This window comes from Anabaena sp. 54 (assembly GCF_017355725.1).
In the GTDB taxonomy this organism is placed as follows: domain Bacteria; phylum Cyanobacteriota; class Cyanobacteriia; order Cyanobacteriales; family Nostocaceae; genus Dolichospermum; species Dolichospermum heterosporum.
The window spans coordinates 89,006-108,953 of record NZ_JAAVWA010000014.1; the positions used below are offsets into that span (position 1 = coordinate 89,006).

Here is a 19,948-nt window from a genome sequence, read left to right on the forward strand (position 1 = left end):
TCTGGTAAGCAACTATGACATTAACAGAAAAAATATTCAATTCCACAAAACGGTTTTTATTACTAATAACAATCATTGCTTTTACAGCAATAGGAATTACCGCTTGTAACCCAACTAAATTAAAAACCAATGCGGCTCAAGTACCTCAATTAGTAACTAGTATTCTCAGTGATCCGAAAACATTTAATGCTGCGCTGAGTTCCGAATCACCAAATATTTTTGGTTACACCTATGAAGGATTATTAACTCAAAATCCCATTGATGGCAAAATAGAAGGAGCATTAGCTCAATCATGGGAAATATCACCAGATAAAACCAAAATTACCTTTACCATGCGTGAAGGTTTAAAATGGTCAGATGGACAACCATTAACAGTTGATGATGTCGTATTTACCTATAATGATATTTATTTAAATGAAAACATCCCCACAGATACTAGAGATGTTTTAAGAGTCGGGAAAAATCGCAAATTACCAACTGTCAAAAAAATAGATAATAGAAGAGTGGAATTTAGTGTCCCTGAACCATTTAGACCTTTTTTACTGAATACAGGAGCATCTATTTTACCTGCTCATATTTTAGAGAAATCAGTCAAAACAACAAACAAAGATGGTAAAGTTGAATTTCTGAATAAATGGGGTGTGGATACTCCTCCTGAAGAAATTATTGTTAATGGTCCTTATAAACTGGAAAGATATGATACGAGTCAACGGATAATTTTTCGCCGTAACCCCTATTATTGGCGTAAAGATGCTCAAGGTAAACCCCAACCTTATATTGAACGAATAATTTGGCAAATTGTGGAGTCAACAGATACTTCCTTACTCCAATTTCGTTCCGGTGATTTAGATTCTATTGGTGTTTCCCCTGATTATTTTTCTTTATTAAAAGTTCAGGAAAAACAAGGGAATTTTAAAATATATAATGGGGGTCCTAGTTCTAGCACTTCCTTTATTTCCTTTAACTTAAATAAGGGAAAAAGACAAAATCAACCATTAGTTGATCCCATTAAATCTAAATGGTTTAATAATGTGCAATTTCGCCAAGCGGTAGCCTATGCTATTGATAGACAAACCATGTTGAATAATACTTTTCGTGGTTTAGGTACACCCCAAAATTCTCCTATTTCTGTTCAAAGTCCTTATTTCTTATCACCGGAAAAAGGCTTAAAGGTTTATAACTATAATCCTGAAAAAGCCAAAGAATTACTACTAAAAGCTGGATTTCAATATAATGAAAAAAATCTCTTAGTAGATGATCAAGGTAATGAGGTTAGATTTGCATTATTAACTAATGCGGGTAATAAAATTCGGGAGTCAATGGGTTCGCAAATTAAACAAGATTTAAGTAAAATTGGGATTCAAGTAGATTTTACGCCATTGGCTTGGAATACTTTTATAGATAAACTTTCTAACACTTTAGATTGGGATGCTTGTTTAATAGGTTTAACAGGGGGTTTAGAACCAAATGATGGTGCAAATGTTTGGTCTCCTGAAGGGGGACTACATATGTTTAATCAAAAACCACAAGCTGGACAAAAACCGATTGAAGGTTGGGAAGTTGCTGACTGGGAAAAGAAAATTAATGAACTTTATATTCAAGGCGCACAGGAGTTTGATGAGGCTAAATTGAAGGAAATTTATGGCGAAAGTCAACAATTAACACAGGAGTATTTACCTTTCATTTACTTGGTTAATTCCTATTCTCTATCAGCAATCAGAAATCGGTTTCAAGGTATCCAATATTCTGCTCTTGGTGGTGCTTTTTGGAATATTCATGAAATTAAAGTTACGAAATAGTTGACTGTTGACTGAATAAGGGAAATCCAAAATCTAAAATCCAAAATCCAAAATTGCATGACACAACCCGAAAATTTGCGATCGCTCTTAGAAGCCGTCGCCAATGGTAAAATAACCCCAGATATAGCCTTCGACTCCCTCAAAGACTTAGCCTATCAATCCGTAGGTGAGTTTGCTAAAATAGATCACCATCGTCAATTAAGAACTGGTTTCCCGGAAGTCATTTGGGGACCAGGTAAAACACCGGAACAAATTGCTCAAATCATGGAAGTCATGCGCCACCGTACTTCCGTCGTCATGGCTACCCGCATTGAACCACAAGTATATTCCGCATTACAACCAAAAGTTAGAGGTATCCAATACTACGAACAAGCCCGAATTTGTGCCATTGTTCCCCCTATAATTGAAGTCAGATTTCCGGGTAAAATTGGCATTCTTTCCGCTGGTACTGCCGATTTAGCCGTTGCAGAAGAAGCCGCTGTCACTGCGGAACTTTCGGGTTTTTATGTACAGCGCCTCTGGGATGTAGGTGTGGCGGGAATTCATCGGTTATTAAGCAACCGTCATGTATTAGAATCAGCATCGGTATTAATCGTTGTCGCGGGCATGGAAGGGGCTTTGCCCAGTGTTGTAGCGGGTTTGGCAGATTGTCCCGTAATCGCTGTTCCTACCAGTATTGGTTATGGTGCAAGCTTTTCCGGTTTAGCACCTCTATTGACAATGCTTAACTCTTGTGCCGCTGGTATAGGTGTAGTTAATATAGATAATGGCTTTGGTGCAGCAGTCTTAGCTGGGCAAATTTTACGAACTTCAGAAAAATTACGTTTGGCGGCAGAAACATAGTAAAGTATGAAAGTAAAGATTGCGTATAATTGCGGTGGCTTTTGATTTGATTAGTTACTTCAACTCTTAATAATAGGTGATAAACCTTTTGGTGAAAGAATTATGGAACATTTGAATGATTCACTATTGCCACTGCTAGGAAATTTACACGAACATATTACTCTTCTGGCTGATATTGGTAATGTTAGAGACCCAGACCTTTTAGGTCAAGTACAAGCCTCTTGGAATCACTTTGTCAAAACTGGGCAAATTTGGGCATTGTTGATTGGTATAATTGTTGGTTACCTGTTCAAAGGTTTTACTAGTTACGGTTAAAGTGATTTTAGATTTTAGATTTTAGATTTTGGATTAGTTATTTAGATAATGTAAGTTGCCAGTTAGGTAAATTGTCAGAATCAGGTGGTTATCGAGGGAAGTCGAGATAATATCCAGGATTAAAGGATTAACAGGATGAAACCAGAGCTTTTATTACCTATTACCAATTACCCATTACCAGCCTCAACGAGATAACTAGCAACTTGAGTTAGATACTGAAGACCTTGTAATTTCGCTTATGAAACAACAAGATTTTTAACTCACATCCGGCGTATGATTCAAAATCTAATATCTACAAATTTCTTCCTCTCCCTTCAGATTTATGACCGAAAAACAAACTTGGAGTCAGCGGTTTGAATCCGCGCTACATCCAGCGATCGCTCGTTTTAATGCTAGCATCAGTTTTGACATTGAACTTATCGAATATGATATTACAGGTTCTCAAGCCCATGCCAAAATGTTGGCTCATACAGGTATAATTTCCCACGAAGAAGGGGAAGCACTGTTTAACGGTTTAGAACAAGTGCGTCAAGAATATCGTCAAGGGCAATTCCAACCCGGTGTTGATGCCGAAGATGTCCATTTTGCCGTAGAAAAGCGCCTCACGGAAATTGTCGGAGATGTAGGTAAAAAACTCCACACAGCCCGTTCTCGCAATGACCAAGTAGGTACAGACACTCGATTATACCTCCGTGATCAAATTCAACAAATCCGCCAACAATTACGGAACTGGCAAACAGTCTTAGTTGATATAGCCGAAAAAAATGTTGAAACCTTGATTCCTGGTTATACCCACCTGCAACGCGCCCAACCAGTGAGTTTAGCGCACCATTTACTGGCATACTTTCAAATGGCACAACGGGACTGGGAACGCTTAGAAGACGTTTATAGCCGAGTGAATATCTCCCCCTTGGGTTGTGGTGCTTTAGCGGGAACAACTTTCCCCATTAACCGCCACTATACAGCCAATTTATTACACTTTGACAATGTTTATGCTAACAGCTTGGACGGAGTGAGCGATCGGGACTTCGCCATAGAATTTCTCTGTGCTGCTAGTATTATCATGGTTCACCTCAGCCGTCTTTCCGAAGAAATAATCCTGTGGGCATCAGAAGAATTTCGCTTCATCACCCTCAAAGATAGCTGTGCCACAGGTTCTAGCATTATGCCCCAAAAGAAAAACCCCGACGTACCCGAATTAGTGCGCGGCAAAACCGGGCGAGTATTTGGTCATCTGCAAGCCATGTTAGTAATTATGAAGGGTTTACCCCTGGCTTATAACAAAGACCTCCAGGAAGACAAAGAAGGCATATTTGACAGTGTAAACACAGTCAAAGCCTGTTTAGAAGCAATGACAATTTTACTGCAAGAAGGTTTAGAATTTCGTCATCAGCGATTGGCAACAGCAGTTACAGAAGACTTTGCTAACGCTACCGATGTCGCAGATTATCTCGCCGCCAGGGGTGTACCCTTTCGCGAAGCTTATAACATTGTCGGCAAAGTCGTCAAAACCAGTATTATCGCTGGTAAACTGCTCAAAGATTTACAACTAGAAGAATGGCAACAAATTCATCCCGCATTTGCCGCCGACATTTATGAAGCCATAACCCCACGTCAAGTAGTTGCAGCTCGCAACAGCTATGGAGGTACAGGATTTGAACAAGTTAGACAGGCTCTTGTCAACGCCCGGACTCAACTCAGTGTGAAATAAAGGGAACAGGGAACAGGGAACAGGGAACAGGGAACAGGGAACAGGGAACAGGGAACAGGGAACAGGGAACAGGGAACAGGGGAGAAATTCCATTCTTTCTTCCAACTGACAACTGACAACCGACAACTGACCACTAACACAAGTAAGGGTGTACTGGTGTACACCCTAAAAATTCAAAATATGAAAGAGTTAAATTTAACCAGTTACATTAATCAGCAGCATCCATTGCTGCTGCGCCTGTTCCTTCTTCCTCTTCACTCTTGGGCGGTCTTTGTTGGAATCTTCTGCCCATTCTACCTGTGGTGGTCCGTTTACGAAACTTTCTGGCGTAGGCCTGGTTTCGTAGCGCCTTTTCTTTTTTCGGGTTACGGCGCTTTGCCATATTCACCTCATTAATAAACAACAAAAAATTGGCATCTAGGCATTACTTAGGCCATATTAGCTACCGATATTATTGATATACTTTTTTAGCCTAGTGCAGCAATCAATACACTTTAAATAGCATACCATTATATCGCACTAAAAAGTCTAATGTCAACTAGAATTTAGCGGCGGTAAACTCCAAATCAAATCAGTAGGGGCGCAGGGCCTGCGCCCATCAGTTGGCGCGAACAACCGGATTTATTCACAATTGAATTTTTTATCACTCCTAAGAGGTGCAGTCCCTACGCTAATTAGTTTGCACTAACGACCCTAGAGAATTTATTTTTTTATACTTAATCATAAATAATTCGACAGCGATGCCTACTAGCAAGGCATCGCGGATTTTAGATTTGCGATTGATCTGTAATCTAAAATCTAAAATCCAACCAGCGATTTAATGGTTTACCGCTGCTGCTTCTCGTGCTGCTGCTGCTTGATCTGGATGAATACCCAAGCGTGTTAGGTTAATTCGACCCTTATTGTCAATTTCTCGCACTTTGACAATCACCTCATCACCAACAGCTACCTCATCTTCAACCTTACCAACGCGATAGTCAGCGAGTTGAGAAATGTGAATCATGCCTTCTTTACCGGGCAAGAATTCCACAAAAGCACCAATGGGTATAACCCGTGTCACACGACCAATATAAACATCCCCTTCATGGAGTTTACGAGTCATGCCCTGAACGATGTTCCGCGCTCTCTTAGCTCGGTTTTCATCAACAGCGGAAATGGTGACAGTACCATCATCTTGAATGTCAATTTTTGCACCTGTTTCTTCAGTGATACCCTTAATGGTTTTACCACCAGGTCCAATCACCAGACCAATCATGTCAGGATCAATCTTAATTGTTAACAGACGTGGGGCAAAGGGTGAAGTTTCTTCCCTGGGGGTGTCAATAGTCTGGAGCATTTTTTCCAGAATGTGTAACCGGGCAGGTTTGGCTTGGTTGACAGCTTGGGCAATTACTTCTAAAGACAAACCAGATATTTTCATATCCATTTGCAAAGCTGTAATTCCAGTATCTGTACCAGCAACTTTGAAGTCCATGTCACCCAAAAAGTCTTCAATGCCTTGGATATCGGTGAGGATTCGTACTTCGTCCCCTTCCTTAATCAAGCCCATTGCCGCACCGCTCACAGGTTTGGTAATGGGTACACCTGCATCCATGAGGGATAAACTAGAACCACAAACTGAACCCATTGAAGTTGAACCGTTGGAAGAAAGCACTTCCGAAACGACGCGAATTACGTAGGGGAATTTGTCTTTGGGCGGTAGTACAGGTAATAATGCCCGTTCGGCTAATGCACCATGTCCGATTTCCCGTCTACCAGGGGCGCGTAATGGTTTGGTTTCGCCGACGGAGAAGGGAGGGAAGTTATAGTGATGCAGGTAACGTTTAGTTTGTTCTAGTTGCAAGTCGTCGTTAAGATTTTGGGCATCTCCAGGAGTACCAAGGGTACACATTGATAGCACCTGAGTCAGTCCCCGGTTAAATAAACCGCTACCATGTACTCTTTTGGGTATAATCCCAACTCGACAAGAGATAGGACGAACTTCATCAAGCTTACGACCATCAACGCGCACGTTATCTTCGACAATTTGACGACGCATGAAGTATTTGGTAATGCTCTTGAATGTATTACCAAGGGCTTTGGAGTCGGCTGTAGCAGCGATGCGAATGGGGTCTTCTTCTGGTAAGGCTTTGATTTCAGCAGAGATATTATCTTTAACTGCATCTAAAGCAATATCACGATCAGTTTTAGTTAACTCAAATTGCGCCAAGATTTTTTTGATCTCATCACTAGCGCGATCGCGGATATAGTTTTCTAATGTCTTATCTACTTCTGGTGGGGCTTCTTGCACAAGTTTTAGACCTAGTTCATCCAGCAAATCTAACTGAGCTTGAATTAAATCCCGAACCGCTTCGTAGCCAAAATCAATCGCTTCAATAATATCTCGCTCTGGCAATTGATTTGCACCCGCTTCCACCATGATTACCCCATCTGGAGAACCGGCAACGATTAAATCCAAATCTCCCGCTTCAATTTCTGCATAGGTAGGGTTAATAATAAAATCATCACCAACCAAGCCTACTCGCACTGCGGCCATTGGTCCATTAAAAGGAATTTGGGCAATGAGAGTAGCAATTGAAGCGCCTGTGACTGCTAACACATCAGGGGGGACTTGCTCATCCATTGACATAGTTATTGCCACAACTTGCAAATCATCCCGCAACCATGAGGGGAATAAAGGACGAAGTGGACGGTCAATCAGACGACTGGCAAGAATTGCCTTTTCCGGTGGACGACCTTCCCGGCGCATAATCCCCCCTGGAATTCTTCCTGCTGCGTACAATCTTTCTTCGTAATCTACGGTCAGTGGCAAAAAATCAATGCCTTCCCGCGCTGCTGACCTTGTAGCCGTTACTAAAACAGTTGTATCTCCTGATTGTATCAAAACCGACCCACCTGCTTGGGGGGCTAGTAGGCCAACCGTCAGTCGAATATCCCGTCCATCAAAGGATATTGACTTTTCAAATTCTGCCATTCAGTTTTTTTTCCTTCTCTTACGCGATTCTCACTCTGTGGCAATCCTAACATTTATGCAGTCTAGACGGCTTCTGTAATGAACAAACATAAAACAAAATTTTCTCATTTAGCCGTACAACAGGCTTCATATCTGGGTTTGTGATCTCAGTTCTATTTTTGAGAACGATTTAATAATAGTTCATCATTCAATTAAACTGCAAATAACAGTATGATATTTACCTTGTCATTAAAAAGCACAGGAGCAAAAACGCAAAGCAATCCGTATAAATTCTACAAGAGGAACGCGGTAGCGTTGGGAGCTTCGCGTCTTTAGACCGGAGAGTGTCAATTCATCCCCCAAATATCACTTCTAACTCAAGGAGAGCGATATTTATACCCAACACGGCTTAATTATTTGATTCTCCGGGTAGGGGTAAAGCAAAAGCTTAATGGTGTCAACTTAAGCTCAAATCCCTACCACACCTCGTTCCTAGTCTCTGACTAGGAATGCAGTTGATGAGGCTCTGCCTCTAATATCATTGAAGGCAGAGCCTTCTAGGATTCATTCCCAGTGAGAGACTGGGAATGAGATGAATTGAGTTCTTTGCGGGATAGATGTTTTACGTTAAGTTGACACCAATGAATGGGTACTTATTCAGCAAATCCTATGTATGAATTTAGACTTTTCAAACAACCTCTAAATAAATAAACTAGGAGACACTTTAAAATATTCTCCCAAGGCTTTTGCTTGTGCTTTACTAATTGAGCGTTTACCGTTGACAACCTCTGAAACCACACCGCTGCTAGAACCAAGAATGCGTACTAAGTCAGCTTGACGAATTCCACTAGATTCCATGATATGTAGTAATATTTCATGAGGTGTAGATTCATCCATTGGATAATGTTCTTCCTCATAATCTTCAATTAGTCTGACAAGCAATTTGTGTAAAGCTCGCTCCTCTGGACTACGATTTTTTTTAAAAGTTAGATATTCTGCAACTTTTAAAAACCGTTCATAGTCTTCCTCTGTTTCAATTACTTTAGGAGCGATTTCTGCTAGTAATTGACTATAAGTATTTCGGTCAAAAGTAAGGGTCATTTTTCCATTTATTTTTACTATATTCGGCGTGAGTTAGCAAGTATTTGTAGTACACCGTTTGATCTTCATAATCCATTCCTACAATTAAACGATAATCATTACCTTTGATATTAAAAACAGTAAAATTACCAACTGCCTCAGCATCTCGGTAAAATTTCTGAACATCATTTAAACTTTGCCATTCTGCTTTTTTAACTGTTTTATGCCAATCTTCAATTTGTTTTTTGATATCAGGGTACTTTGCTGCTTCTTCGCGGAGGATGCGAATGTGAATTAAGTGCATAATATATTTTGGAGTTGAAATAATAGTGGTTGGTGTACATAGCTTAACTCCTAGTTAACGTTTGGTTATTCTTGTGTTTGTGGTTGGTTATTCTTGTGTTTGTGTTTGCTTATTTTTGTGCTTGTCACCTGTTTTATCATCTCAAAATGAGAGTAATTTGTCAAGCCCTTTTTAGAGCTTATGCAAAATCTCTCTAAAACCCTCTTTCCTTCGAGTCCTTCGTTCCTTCGTGGTTCATTTTTCTGTAATTAAAAACTCCACAAAGATAAAAAATCCTTGAGGAGATTGAGAGAGTATTAACAGCTTTTACCGAGCCATAAAGAATTAAGCCATAACACACCAAATAGTAAATTTACTAATTATCTGGAAGTTGTTTTTTCAAAGCATCTAATAAAGCCCAACGGCTATCCGTAGGTGGTTCAGAAACAGCAGCATCTAAAATACCTGGACAATTAACATTGCATAATTGACGCTGAGGTAATGCTAAACACATCTGCTGATAGAGCCATTCACCGGGATCAAAATGACCATCAGGTGCTAAAGTTTCCAGTAAATCCTCTACAGCAACTTCCATTTCTAGAGGAAAATCTTCCGTTTGATTAGCAGTTTCATCTAACCAAATAACTTCCTGAGTATCAAGAACCAAACGATGGTTATACTGCTGCAAACAGCGGTTGCAAGTACAGGTAACAATTGTTTCTGCCTGAGATGAAACTTCTAAATAATTACCCTGGTGTTTGACCTGGATAACTCCGCGAACCGGTGTCAATGTTTCTAGTCCAGGCAGAAACTCTTGAACTTGAATTTCCTCTGTCCGCTCCGGGGCTTTAGATAGCTGCGGAATAAAAATAGCGTCCATAGGATTTGTGAAATACCATCAAAATTGATCATTGGTAATGGGTAATGGGTAATGGGTAATTGGTAACTGGTAACTGGTAATTGGTAATATTTTTGTCTGTTCCCTGTTCCCTGTTCCCTGTTCCCCGTTCCCTATTACCTAATTATGGTGTGACTGCTTGACGAACAACTAAATGACGATAAGGTTCTTTGCCGCGACTGAAGGTTTCTAAATCCGAAAATTCCTGCAATAAAGTGTGGATTTGTCGGCGTTCTGAGGAACTGAGAGATTGAAGTTCTACCTCTCTTCCAGAAAAACGGACTTCTGCGGCAGCAGTTTCAGCTAAAGTGCGGATTTCGGCTTCTCGTCTTACCCGATAACCATTCAATTCAATTGTGTAAGCTGTCTGATTTTCTTCTGGTTGATTTAAGTTGAGAACGGAATTTGCTAGATACTGAATACTATCTAGCACCGAACCACCAGCACCAATTAAAATCCTAATTTGTTCTGATGTTAAGTTGGTTTGATCTATTGTTAACCAGTAGCTTTCTCCTGTTGGTGTATCTTGTCCTGAAGATGGCTTAGGTTCTAAATTAGCCCATACTTGAGTAGATACACCAGTTAAAAGTAGCAAATTTTGTAGCCATTGTTCACTACTCTGCATAGAAATGTCGCTCATAATCAACCGGTAGCCTTTTTCTTAGAACTTTTGGGTTCAAATGGCAACGCTTTTACTTCGATGGTTTGGGCTTCTTTTTCTTGTGAATCTACGATTTTCTGAATTTCTTCTGGTAGAGGTTCACGGGAGAGGATATATGTTTGGATAGTTTGGAAAACGTTACCAATTACCATATACATAAGTACCCCAGCCGGCAGAGGAAAGAATAGGAACATCCCAGAAAAGATGACAGGGGTAATTTTATTGACTGTATCTTGCTGAGGGTTGCCACCGCTGGAATTTTGCCCAGACAGCATTTGGCTGACATAAAGGCTGATACCAAAGAAGACAATCATCGCCACAATATCCCAATGGACTGTGTTATCGGGATCAATAGCACCTACTCGACCCAAAGCATCAATAAAGAGAAATCCTTTTTCTGCTGCTAGTCCGGGAATTGTGCCTTGAATGGTCACGTCTCCGGGTTCTAGAGCCTCTACATTGCCTTCGGCATCAATTTTCACCCTCTCTGCGCCTTTGGTGACTTTCCAGGTGGGTGTTAACTGAGCTTCTGGGTGTTCCTTGAGAAGCAAATCAAATGGTTTGCCTTCTACGGTTTGATATTGAATCTTAGTTTTTTCTCCCACTGTTAACTTATCGCCTCCCGGTAAGATCGCAGAAATGGGAGTGTGATCACCGTCAGCAATGTAGATATTTTGTGGAGGAGTGGCAAATGCTTGGGGTTGAATGCGCTCAATCTCTTCTTGGGGGAATATTTGCAGGTTAACGGAATAGTTAACACCAGAAAAAGGCGAACCCCGCAAAGTTGCAAACAGTGCTAGTAATACTGGCATTTGCAACAGTAAAGGTAGACATCCTGCTAAGGGATTACCAAATTCACTTTGGACCTTGAGCATTTCCTCTTGTTGCTTTTGCTGATCATCTTTATAGCGTTCTTTAATTTCTGCCATACGCTTTTGCATCACAGGTTGCACAACTCGCATCCGCCGCATACTGCGGATAGAGCCAGCACTCAGGGGATAGAGTGCAAAGCGGATAATCAATGTTAAGGCTACTATCGCCAACCCATAGCTAGGGACAAAACCATAGAAAAGGTCTATGATTGGCAACATCACGTTGTTCGAGAGAAACCCGATACCAAAATCCATTATTCTGAATTCAACCTGCGGTACTTTGACACTCCCACCCCGGTTGGGAGTGGGATACTCAGTTGATCCTATCCTCTGACTAGAGGCGGTTCTCTTCCAAGCTTTTGCTCTATATTGTAGAGGTTTTTGTTAAGCATTGCTGCGACTATCCACAAGCTATGGAAGTTAAGGATAGCCGCACATGATCTAAAAATGTGAATGTTAACGCTCTGGAAAAATGACCGGGAATTTTAGATTTTAGATTTTAGATTCAAAAAATTTGGTACAAGCCCCGTCCTGAAGGATGGAAAAATACTCGCTGCGCTGCGTACGCTTCGCTAACGTAAATCCCAAATCCAAAATTTTCCAGCTATACACTTTAGGGTGAACTCAATCCAAAATCTAAAATACTCGCTGCGCTGCGTACGCTTCGCTAACGTAAATCCAAAATCAAGTGACTCATTTAGGATTGCTATATTGGGGATTTTTAGCAGCAATTTTTTCATTAATGTAGTCATAGACTCCCCGAAAATTGGGAACAGCCCGCATTTCGATGAGAGTACCATTTTTGAGGGTGACTGCCATATCTCCCCATAGACCGATGGCACGGGGAACTTTGACGACTTTCACCACTTCTGAATAAATTACATCATAGCGATCGCGTCCCATCCAACCACCAGTTACACATATCCTTCGATCTGTGATGCGGAAGCGTAGCCACACTGCTCTGACTATTGCTCCCACAGCTAAGGGTATACCCACTACTGTTAGCCCAATTAGCAGGTTGAAAATCAAATCCCCAATGTGGGGACCACCCTCATAATAAACTTCTTCACGAATACCCATTTAATACCTCAGTTTGTGCCAACAACTGCTCTAATTCTTGCAGAAATTTCTGGGTTTCGCACTCAGATTCTGTTGTTGTTGGTTTCACAATTAATACTAGCCGCCATCCTGGGAGTAATTTAGGCAATAATTGGTGTAATGCTGCTGTTATTTGCCTTTTGATTTTGTTGCGAACAACGGCGCGTTTACTGACTTTTGTACTAATGGCAATACCAATTTTTGTGCTAGGGGGGGCAGTATCCAAAGAAGGTTCTGTCGCAAGAGTAGGTTTTAAAGCTCTCAGTGTGAAATGAGAACTATGTCGCCGAATTCCTTCTCGGAAAACTGCCTGAAAATCCTGACGGGATTTGAGCCGATATGCTTTGGGCAAAGCCACAACAGTTCTTAATTACTGAATTTTATTACCCTAAACGCTCAGACGATGCCGCCCTTTTCTTCTTCTGGCACTAATCACGTTTCTGCCGTCTGGTGTTCGCATTCTGGCGCGGAATCCAGATGTTCTTTTTCTCTTACGGCAAGTGCCGCCCAGTGTTCTTTGCATACGGTTCTCCTCTTAGGCGATTTTCATAAAAAGTCACAATCTGATATTTTACCACTTTACAGGCAATAAAAACATATTTCTGGATGGAGTTGTCAGTTGTCAGTTGTCAGTTGCCCCTTTCCTTTTTAGTTAATACTGATAATCCACGTACCAAGATAACGCAGTAATGGGACATCACCGGGGGAAAGAACTTGACATTTGAAATAGTAAACTCCCCCAAAAGCTGGATTCTGTACATTGGATAAGACTAACTCGACTTTGCGACCGGCGGGAACTGGTTCTTCAGGAAATATTTGAATCACACCACCTTCCTTATCCCATTTGACTTCAGATAGGGGGACTTTTTTACCTTTAACTATGACTTCAACACTTTTGGGATCGAAAGTTCCCTTGTAATAATCAGGATAAGTAATGGTAAATTGAGCTACTGCTAGTTTCATTTGTTTGGCAGGAACTCTGAGTATATAACGATCTGTGTTGCTGGTTTGTCCGCCAAAATCTAACCGAAAGGGTAACTGATTTTCACTTTTGACCCCACTAAAAAGTGTTAAACCATTCTGGGCTAAAGTTATCGCTGGTAAACCCGCTAATAAGCAGCTAGTCACGGCTAAGGCAGAAAGTAGGCGTTTCATAAATTAGGTTTCCTCTAGTTGGTAGTTTGTAACGAAGTATCAGTATTTGTAACTAAACTTTACTACTATATGTTTGACAATTGACGTTGGTGAAAGATAAAAGTGCCTTTTTAGTGAAAACTTCCATTCCTGAAACTAAGATTATAGGACTTACGCGCAGTACCAACCTGCGATGAGACGAATAAACGAAATTGTGTTGTTTTTGGCTTTGGGAATAAATTATTGAGTAGGTGTTTATCGAGTTTGACGCGGCCAACAAGAGATAAAATCTAGATTACATAGTTTTGTATTGCTAAAGGATAATTTTTATTGCTAATTATAAATATTTTAGTACACAAGTATATTTTAAATAAATAAAACTTTCAGGGTGAGATTTTTTCCAAATATAAAATAATCTGAAGAACAATATACAAAATGTAGATATCGGCATAGGATGTGCGATAACTAATTCTACTTATAGCTATTTTGCCAGGATGATATTTGCATATTGTCAAGTTGAGATTGTGAATAAAGCCCAAGGATAGGAAAAACAAAAAGGTTGAAAGTTCTATCTACAAAGGTAATTCATGGTTAATCATCCCGACAGCTTAATTAATAGTCAAGGGATTTATTTCTAGGAGATTTCATGAAAATAGCAGTTGCGAAAGAAATAGAAGTTTGTGAACGGCGTGTAGCTTTAATTCCCGACACCGTAGCCAAATTAGTCAAACAAGGTTTAGAAGTTTGGGTAGAAACAGGTGCGGGAGAAAAAGCATTTTTTAGTGATGCTGACTATGAAGCAGCAGGAGCAAAAATTAGTCATGATTCCGCCCAATTATGGAGTGAAGCAGATATTTTACTCAAAGTTAGCCCACCGCAAACCAGAGAAGACGGCCGAACAGAAATTGAATTACTTAAATCTGGCTCTGTATTAATTAGCTTTCTTAATCCCCTGGGAAATCCCGTAATTGCTCAACAATTAGCAAATCGGCAAATTACCGCTTTGAGTATGGAATTAATCCCCCGTACCACCAGGGCGCAAAGCATGGATGCTTTGTCTTCCCAGGCTTCACTGGCGGGCTATAAAGCCGTATTGATTGCGGCGGCGGCATTACCGAAATATTTCCCCATGTTAACCACCGCTGCGGGGACAATTGCTCCCGCCAAAGTATTTATTATGGGTGCAGGTGTGGCAGGATTGCAAGCGATCGCCACCGCAAGACGACTAGGAGCAGTAGTAGAAGCCTTTGACATCCGCCCAGCCGTTAAAGAAGAAGTGCAAAGCTTAGGAGCAAAATTCGTCGAAGTCAAACTCGAAGAAGAAACCGTTGCAGCCGGTGGTTACGCCAAAGAAATTTCAGAAGACAGTAAAAAGCGTACCCAAGAACTAGTAGCCAGCCACGTCAAAAACTCCGATATTGTCATTACCACCGCCCAAGTACCAGGAAGACAAGCCCCCAGACTGGTGACAGAAGAAATGGTGGCACAAATGAAACCCGGTTCAGTAATAGTAGACTTAGCCGCAGAACAAGGTGGAAACTGCGCTTGTACAGAAGCAGGTAAAGATATTATTTGGAACGGGGTAACAATTATCGGACCAATTAATTTACCCTCATCCATGCCAGTACACGCCAGCCAACTGTATGCAAAGAACGTTACTTCATTAATGCAACTGTTGATTAAAGACAAAGCCTTAGAAATCAACTTCGGTGACGATATCGTTGACGCTGCTTGTGTTACTCATGATGGAGAAATTAGAAACCAACGAGTAAATGACGCTTTGCAAGCGGTAGCTGTTTAGTTGAAATGAATAAATTTCACGGAATAACGAACCGCAGAGGCGCAGAGTTCGCAGAGAAATGCGAGTTTGAGAGAGATTTTTCGTTTGTTATGTAAATCTTCTCTTTGCGTCTTTGCTCCTTTGTATCTTTGCGCGAAACCTCTTAAATCCAAAAATCACATGACAGAAGCATTACTTCCAGCCTTATTTGTACTTGTCTTAGCCTCTTTTATCGGCTTTGAAGTCATTAACAAAATTCCCCCTACGTTACACACTCCGTTAATGTCCGGTTCAAATGCCATTTCCGGGATTTCCGTAATTGGTGCAATTCTGGCTGCGGGGGAGAAAAACACGAATTTATCGGTAATTCTCGGTTTAATTGCCGTAATTTTGGCAATGGTTAATGTTGTCGGTGGTTTTTTAGTCACTGACAGAATGCTACAAATGTTTAAAAAGAAGGAAGTTAAAGCATGAGCGACTTTTTACCAACTGGGATTCAGCTAACTTACTTAGTCGCTGCATCATTATTTATCTTAGGTTTGAAAAAGCTGGGTTCTCCCGCTAGTGCTAGAAATGGTAATCTTGTCGCTGCGGTGGGAATGCTATTAGCTATTGTCGCTACAATGCTAGATCAGCACGTATTAAATTACGAGATGATTTTGATAGGTTTGGCTATTGGTTCGGTAATTGGCGCTGTTATTGCTTACAAAGTGCAAATGACGGAAATGCCGCAAATGGTGGGTTTATTAAATGGTTTAGGTGGAGCATCTTCCGCATTAATTGCTGTTGCTGAATTTTGGCGGTTATTAGATAGTTCTCAACCTATCCCCCTCGATGTCAACATATCTATGTTGTTGGATGTGTTAATCGGTGGTGTGACTTTAACAGGTAGTTTTCTCGCTTTTGCCAAATTGCAAGGTTTAATTAGCGGTACACCGATTACCTTTCCTTTGCAACAACCTTTTAACATCCTGCTTTTAGGTTCTTATTTAGCTGGAAGTGCCTATTTAATCAGGACACCAGATAGCCTCCCCGTATTTTTAGCAGTGGTGGCTGTTTCTTTGGTGTTGGGTGTGATGTTCGTCCTCCCCATTGGTGGGGGTGATATGCCCGTTGTTATCTCCCTGTTAAACTCTCTCTCCGGTGTGGCTGCGGCTGCGGCTGGGTTTGTGGTGATGAACAATATGTTAATCATCGCCGGTGCTTTGGTGGGGGCTTCTGGTCTTATCCTGACGGAAATTATGTGTAAGGCTATGAACCGTTCTTTGTTCAGTGTCTTATTTAGTGCTTTTGGTTCTGTTTCTACTGCTACTGGTGGTGCGGCTGCTGGTGCTAGTGATCAACCTGTTCGCAGTATTGATGCGGAAGAAGGGGCGATGATGTTGGGTTATGCCCGTTCTGTGGTGATTGTCCCAGGATACGGTATGGCGGTTGCTCAAGCACAGCATAGCGTCCGGGAGTTGGCTGATCAATTAGAGCGCATGGGTGTGGATGTGAAATATGCGATACATCCGGTTGCTGGTAGAATGCCGGGACACATGAATGTGTTATTGGCGGAAGCTAATGTGGCCTATACGCAGTTGTATGATATGGAGGATATTAATCCCCAGTTTGAACAGGCTGATGTGGCGTTGGTGATTGGTGCTAATGATGTGGTCAATCCGGCGGCGCGTAGTGATAAGAATAGTCCTATTTATGGGATGCCGATTTTGGAGGTTGATCGCGCAAAGCAAACTATTGTGATTAAGCGCGGTATGAGTGCTGGTTTTGCTGGTGTTGATAATGAGTTGTTTTATAAGGCTAAAACGACGATGTTGTTTGGTAGCGCTAAGGATATGGTGGCTAAGTTGGTTAGTGAGGTGAAGCAGCTTTAGGTTAATTTTAGGGGTGTAGTTTGTGAACTATGCCCTTACAGTGTTTTTACGCTTGTGCTTTGAGGTTGTAATAACTGCATTTTATAAATAATTCCTTTCTTTAGGAGAAACACTACATGGCTATCTTTTTTTTACTCACTATAATTTTTATAGTTTGGTATATCTGTTACTCCCCCAAAAAGTCTTCTCCATCACGCAAACAGAACCCTCCTTCACAGAGTAATTCTTCGCAAAGTATCTCTCCAGTGACGAATGCTAAACCTCATAATCAATATAATTACTCTTCGTCAAGAGAAGTATATGACGAGAATGACATTTACGAACGAAACCTCCTGCGTGATGGACCAGATGAACAAACATTGATGGAGTGGAAACAACAACAGGATGAAGAGCGAGAATGTTGGGAAGAAACCTATACTTATGATCCTGATTAATGCCATCTAATTAATTTCAAGGATAATTACTCTTTGATGTAATCATCCTAAAGTTTAAATTTAGGCTTCTAGTGTTTTATTGTGCTATTCTCATGCAAAAGCACAGAGATAAAAAGATAAATTTAAGGTTGGGGAATAATAAGTAGTTGTTCAAATGATTTACGATAAAACCCAATCTCTAAACTTATCCATTTTATCTTCTTTAACAGCTTCTAAAGCAATATTGGCATCAATTACCATTTCTCGGAAATAAAATTCCAAAGGCATAATTTCATCATCACTAGAAGTCTGAAATATTTTATATACAATAGCATACAACAAAGAATGACAATACTCTCGACAACGTTTTGCATAATAATCTAATAGCTTACTTTTGGTATTACCATAATGAACCAGCATATTACGAATGCGATAAATGTTATAAACATCATCTTTGAGGTTAATAATTTTTCTAGCTAAATATTTTTGACAATCATCCTTGTTGTACAAAATTTTGTAAAGTTCATTATTAATAGATAAATAGTCTTGCAAATTTTCCTGTATAGACTCAGATACTCTCAAACTATAGAATGTTGAAGTGTTATTTAAACTATTCCTAACTTGTGCTACTTGACTATATAAATCAAATTTTAATTCACTCAAAACAAGAAGTAATTGTACTATTTTAATCTCATCTCCTCCAAGCCATAAATTTATCATTTCCTTCAAAGTTGTTTCTTGCAAAAAATCTTGATCTATTTTCAGAGATTGTTTAGAAAGTATTTTAGAATCTTTAGAAAATGTTTCTACAGCAAACCATGAATTTAATATTTCTTGAGAGCTTTCTGGTGCTTCTATCGCCTGTCTATACGAATCAATAGAAGACAACCATTTTGCTACAGTTGGATGACATCTATTTTCATCAGATATCCAACGCCCAAGCTTTTCCCGGTAATTATTTTGTGATGTACCAGCCAATTCACTAATATCTTTTGTGATATAATATCTTGTATTACTATATTGTTCAATATCACCTTGAGAATTACAAATCACCCAATCATTTGATAACTTAATTGGTTGCTCTTTTATCTTTCTTGTTCTTGTTGACAATGCAGCTATAGTTCTTTCAGCAATTTGTCTAGCTTTAATAGCAATAAATTTATTATCTACACCCTGTATGTCAACTGCAACGCAGTATTTTGTTCTTAATTCAAACTTGGTTGGATCATTTAATGCACTAAAATGATCAGAATATAATTTATTTATCGTTGATGTTTCATTGATATACCTAATGTGTTGACAATCATATTGATTATCTTTTGGGGTAATGTAGAATTGCACTTGTTGTCCTATCTTAAAAGGTTGAGAAAAATTTACATTTATTATGTTAAATATGACTTTATAAATTTGAGGTTCTTGTTGATAAATATTTATTAAGAAATTGAGTCTCTCTTGTATACTTAATTCTTCATAATAACTCCTAACTTCTTCTATATATTCCCCAATAGTTTGTCCATTTCTTAAAGGTGATCCCCATACTTCTGGGCATAAATCATCTGTATCTTGCAGATCATAAAGTGTCTCATAAAGATACTCATTATGAGGATATGTGTTTATGTATTCAAATTTTTCAAATTGTTCTTCCAGCATGAAGTATAATTCCACTCTTCCCTTATTGTTAAAAAGCAAAATTAATGTTTCGGACAAGAATTTTACTTGCATATAATTTATATTTTCTGCTAATAAGTTATTATATAATTTTTTGATAATCAACTCAAAACTATTTTCTGAAATTATTTTCTTTTCAATACGTTTTATTAAAATTGGAATATCTTCTAATTGAAATTTAAACTTTACATTATTATCAGATAATGCTTCACAAATAAACTTTAATTCTTCATTAATATCCTTAGTCCATTCTTTTTTTATTTCATCTAATTCATCATATTTTTTATTTTGTTTAAAAGAACAATAACTAGCAATTTGTATTTCAAAGAACTTTTTACCATAAGAGTTGTTAGAAAATTTCTCCTTATTATTATCTATTTCCTCATGTAAATCGTTTAGAAGCAATAGTAAATGACGACTATAATCTCCTGTTAAATCGTTTTTAATAGCTTCACAGCTATCTTTCCAGATTTGTTTTAAAGTTTCAACGTTTTTAATAATGTGTTCAGGTGCTGTTGATAAAGTGTAACTCATTGTTGTTTTGGAAACTTGGTATATGAATATAT

At 39.5% G+C, this 19,948-nt stretch carries 20 protein-coding genes; 8 read left to right on the top strand and 12 right to left on the bottom strand.

Going from position 1 to position 19,948, the window contains the following annotated elements; all coding sequences use genetic code 11:
* Window positions 1–14: 14 nt before the first annotated feature.
* From HEQ36_RS14525 to argH, 4 genes are all read left to right on the top strand, one after another.
* Window positions 15–1,799, top strand: coding sequence for an ABC transporter substrate-binding protein (locus HEQ36_RS14525; protein ID WP_168636338.1), 1,785 nt, complete (start codon window positions 15–17; stop codon window positions 1,797–1,799).
* Between the two features lie 57 nt (window positions 1,800–1,856).
* Complete coding sequence (gene larB / locus HEQ36_RS14530) at window positions 1,857–2,642, top strand: nickel pincer cofactor biosynthesis protein LarB (protein ID WP_168636339.1); 786 nt, start codon at window positions 1,857–1,859, stop codon at window positions 2,640–2,642.
* Between the two features lie 102 nt (window positions 2,643–2,744).
* Entirely contained in the window at window positions 2,745–2,957 is a 213-nt protein-coding gene (locus HEQ36_RS14535) for a hypothetical protein (protein ID WP_039199529.1), read from the top strand.
* Window positions 2,958–3,279: 322 nt separating this feature from the next.
* Window positions 3,280–4,668 carry an argininosuccinate lyase gene (gene argH, locus HEQ36_RS14540; protein WP_168636340.1) on the top strand — a complete coding sequence of 463 codons (1,389 nt, stop codon included), beginning with the start codon at window positions 3,280–3,282 and terminating at the stop codon, window positions 4,666–4,668.
* A gap of 208 nt (window positions 4,669–4,876) precedes the next feature.
* On the opposite strand, the gene HEQ36_RS14545 is transcribed toward argH, so the two are convergent.
* The 11 genes from HEQ36_RS14545 to HEQ36_RS14595 all read right to left on the bottom strand — a co-directional run bounded on the left by HEQ36_RS14545 (window position 4,877) and on the right by HEQ36_RS14595 (window position 13,668).
* Window positions 4,877–5,050: a hypothetical protein gene (locus HEQ36_RS14545; RefSeq protein WP_168465616.1), complete on the bottom strand. Its 174-nt coding sequence runs from the start codon at window positions 5,048–5,050 to the stop codon at window positions 4,877–4,879.
* Window positions 5,051–5,485: 435 nt separating this feature from the next.
* Window positions 5,486–7,642 carry a polyribonucleotide nucleotidyltransferase gene (locus HEQ36_RS14550; RefSeq protein ID WP_053538770.1) on the bottom strand — a complete coding sequence of 719 codons (2,157 nt, stop codon included), beginning with the start codon at window positions 7,640–7,642 and terminating at the stop codon, window positions 5,486–5,488.
* A 678-nt stretch (window positions 7,643–8,320) separates the two neighbouring features.
* Window positions 8,321–8,722, bottom strand: a complete 402-nt coding sequence (locus HEQ36_RS14555; protein WP_168636341.1) for a type II toxin-antitoxin system HigA family antitoxin — start codon at window positions 8,720–8,722, stop codon at window positions 8,321–8,323.
* Window positions 8,706–9,005 (bottom strand): type II toxin-antitoxin system HigB family toxin, encoded by a 300-nt coding sequence (locus HEQ36_RS14560; protein ID WP_168636342.1) that lies wholly within the window; start codon window positions 9,003–9,005, stop codon window positions 8,706–8,708. Before HEQ36_RS14560 ends, HEQ36_RS14555 begins: the two co-directional genes overlap by 17 nt.
* A gap of 355 nt (window positions 9,006–9,360) precedes the next feature.
* A complete protein-coding gene (locus HEQ36_RS14565; protein ID WP_053538767.1) occupies window positions 9,361–9,864 on the bottom strand; it encodes a YceD family protein in 504 nt (167 codons plus the stop codon).
* A gap of 142 nt (window positions 9,865–10,006) precedes the next feature.
* Entirely contained in the window at window positions 10,007–10,522 is a 516-nt protein-coding gene (locus tag HEQ36_RS14570; RefSeq protein WP_053538766.1) for a R3H domain-containing nucleic acid-binding protein, read from the bottom strand.
* A 2-nt stretch (window positions 10,523–10,524) separates the two neighbouring features.
* Entirely contained in the window at window positions 10,525–11,670 is a 1,146-nt protein-coding gene (gene yidC / locus HEQ36_RS14575) for a membrane protein insertase YidC (protein ID WP_027401335.1), read from the bottom strand.
* A 438-nt stretch (window positions 11,671–12,108) separates the two neighbouring features.
* Window positions 12,109–12,495, bottom strand: coding sequence for a PH domain-containing protein (locus HEQ36_RS14580; protein ID WP_039199518.1), 387 nt, complete (start codon window positions 12,493–12,495; stop codon window positions 12,109–12,111).
* Window positions 12,482–12,871, bottom strand: a complete 390-nt coding sequence (gene rnpA, locus HEQ36_RS14585; protein ID WP_053538765.1) for a ribonuclease P protein component — start codon at window positions 12,869–12,871, stop codon at window positions 12,482–12,484. The genes HEQ36_RS14580 and rnpA overlap by 14 nt, the downstream gene beginning before the upstream one ends.
* 30 nt (window positions 12,872–12,901) lie before the next feature.
* A complete protein-coding gene (gene rpmH, locus HEQ36_RS14590; RefSeq protein WP_015209090.1) occupies window positions 12,902–13,036 on the bottom strand; it encodes a 50S ribosomal protein L34 in 135 nt (44 codons plus the stop codon).
* A 125-nt stretch (window positions 13,037–13,161) separates the two neighbouring features.
* The gene (locus HEQ36_RS14595) at window positions 13,162–13,668 is read right to left on the bottom strand and encodes a DUF2808 domain-containing protein (protein ID WP_027401332.1); all 507 of its coding nucleotides are present in this window, start codon (window positions 13,666–13,668) and stop codon (window positions 13,162–13,164) included.
* Window positions 13,669–14,293: 625 nt separating this feature from the next.
* On the opposite strand from HEQ36_RS14595, the gene HEQ36_RS14600 reads away from it, so the two are divergent.
* The 4 genes from HEQ36_RS14600 (at window position 14,294) to HEQ36_RS14615 (ending at window position 17,735) form a co-directional block, all read left to right on the top strand.
* Window positions 14,294–15,448 (top strand): Re/Si-specific NAD(P)(+) transhydrogenase subunit alpha, encoded by a 1,155-nt coding sequence (locus tag HEQ36_RS14600; protein ID WP_168636343.1) that lies wholly within the window; start codon window positions 14,294–14,296, stop codon window positions 15,446–15,448.
* A 159-nt stretch (window positions 15,449–15,607) separates the two neighbouring features.
* On the top strand, window positions 15,608–15,901 hold the full coding sequence (locus HEQ36_RS14605) for an NAD(P) transhydrogenase subunit alpha (RefSeq protein WP_168636344.1): 294 nt from the start codon (window positions 15,608–15,610) through the stop codon (window positions 15,899–15,901).
* Window positions 15,898–17,301 (top strand): NAD(P)(+) transhydrogenase (Re/Si-specific) subunit beta, encoded by a 1,404-nt coding sequence (locus HEQ36_RS14610; RefSeq protein WP_168636345.1) that lies wholly within the window; start codon window positions 15,898–15,900, stop codon window positions 17,299–17,301. The genes HEQ36_RS14605 and HEQ36_RS14610 overlap by 4 nt, the downstream gene beginning before the upstream one ends.
* Window positions 17,302–17,546: 245 nt before the next feature.
* On the top strand, window positions 17,547–17,735 hold the full coding sequence (locus HEQ36_RS14615) for a hypothetical protein (protein ID WP_168636346.1): 189 nt from the start codon (window positions 17,547–17,549) through the stop codon (window positions 17,733–17,735).
* Between the two features lie 159 nt (window positions 17,736–17,894).
* Here the strand turns inward: HEQ36_RS14615 and HEQ36_RS14620 are convergent, their stop codons facing one another.
* Complete coding sequence (locus tag HEQ36_RS14620) at window positions 17,895–19,916, bottom strand: hypothetical protein (RefSeq protein ID WP_168636347.1); 2,022 nt, start codon at window positions 19,914–19,916, stop codon at window positions 17,895–17,897.
* Window positions 19,917–19,948 lie beyond the last annotated feature (32 nt).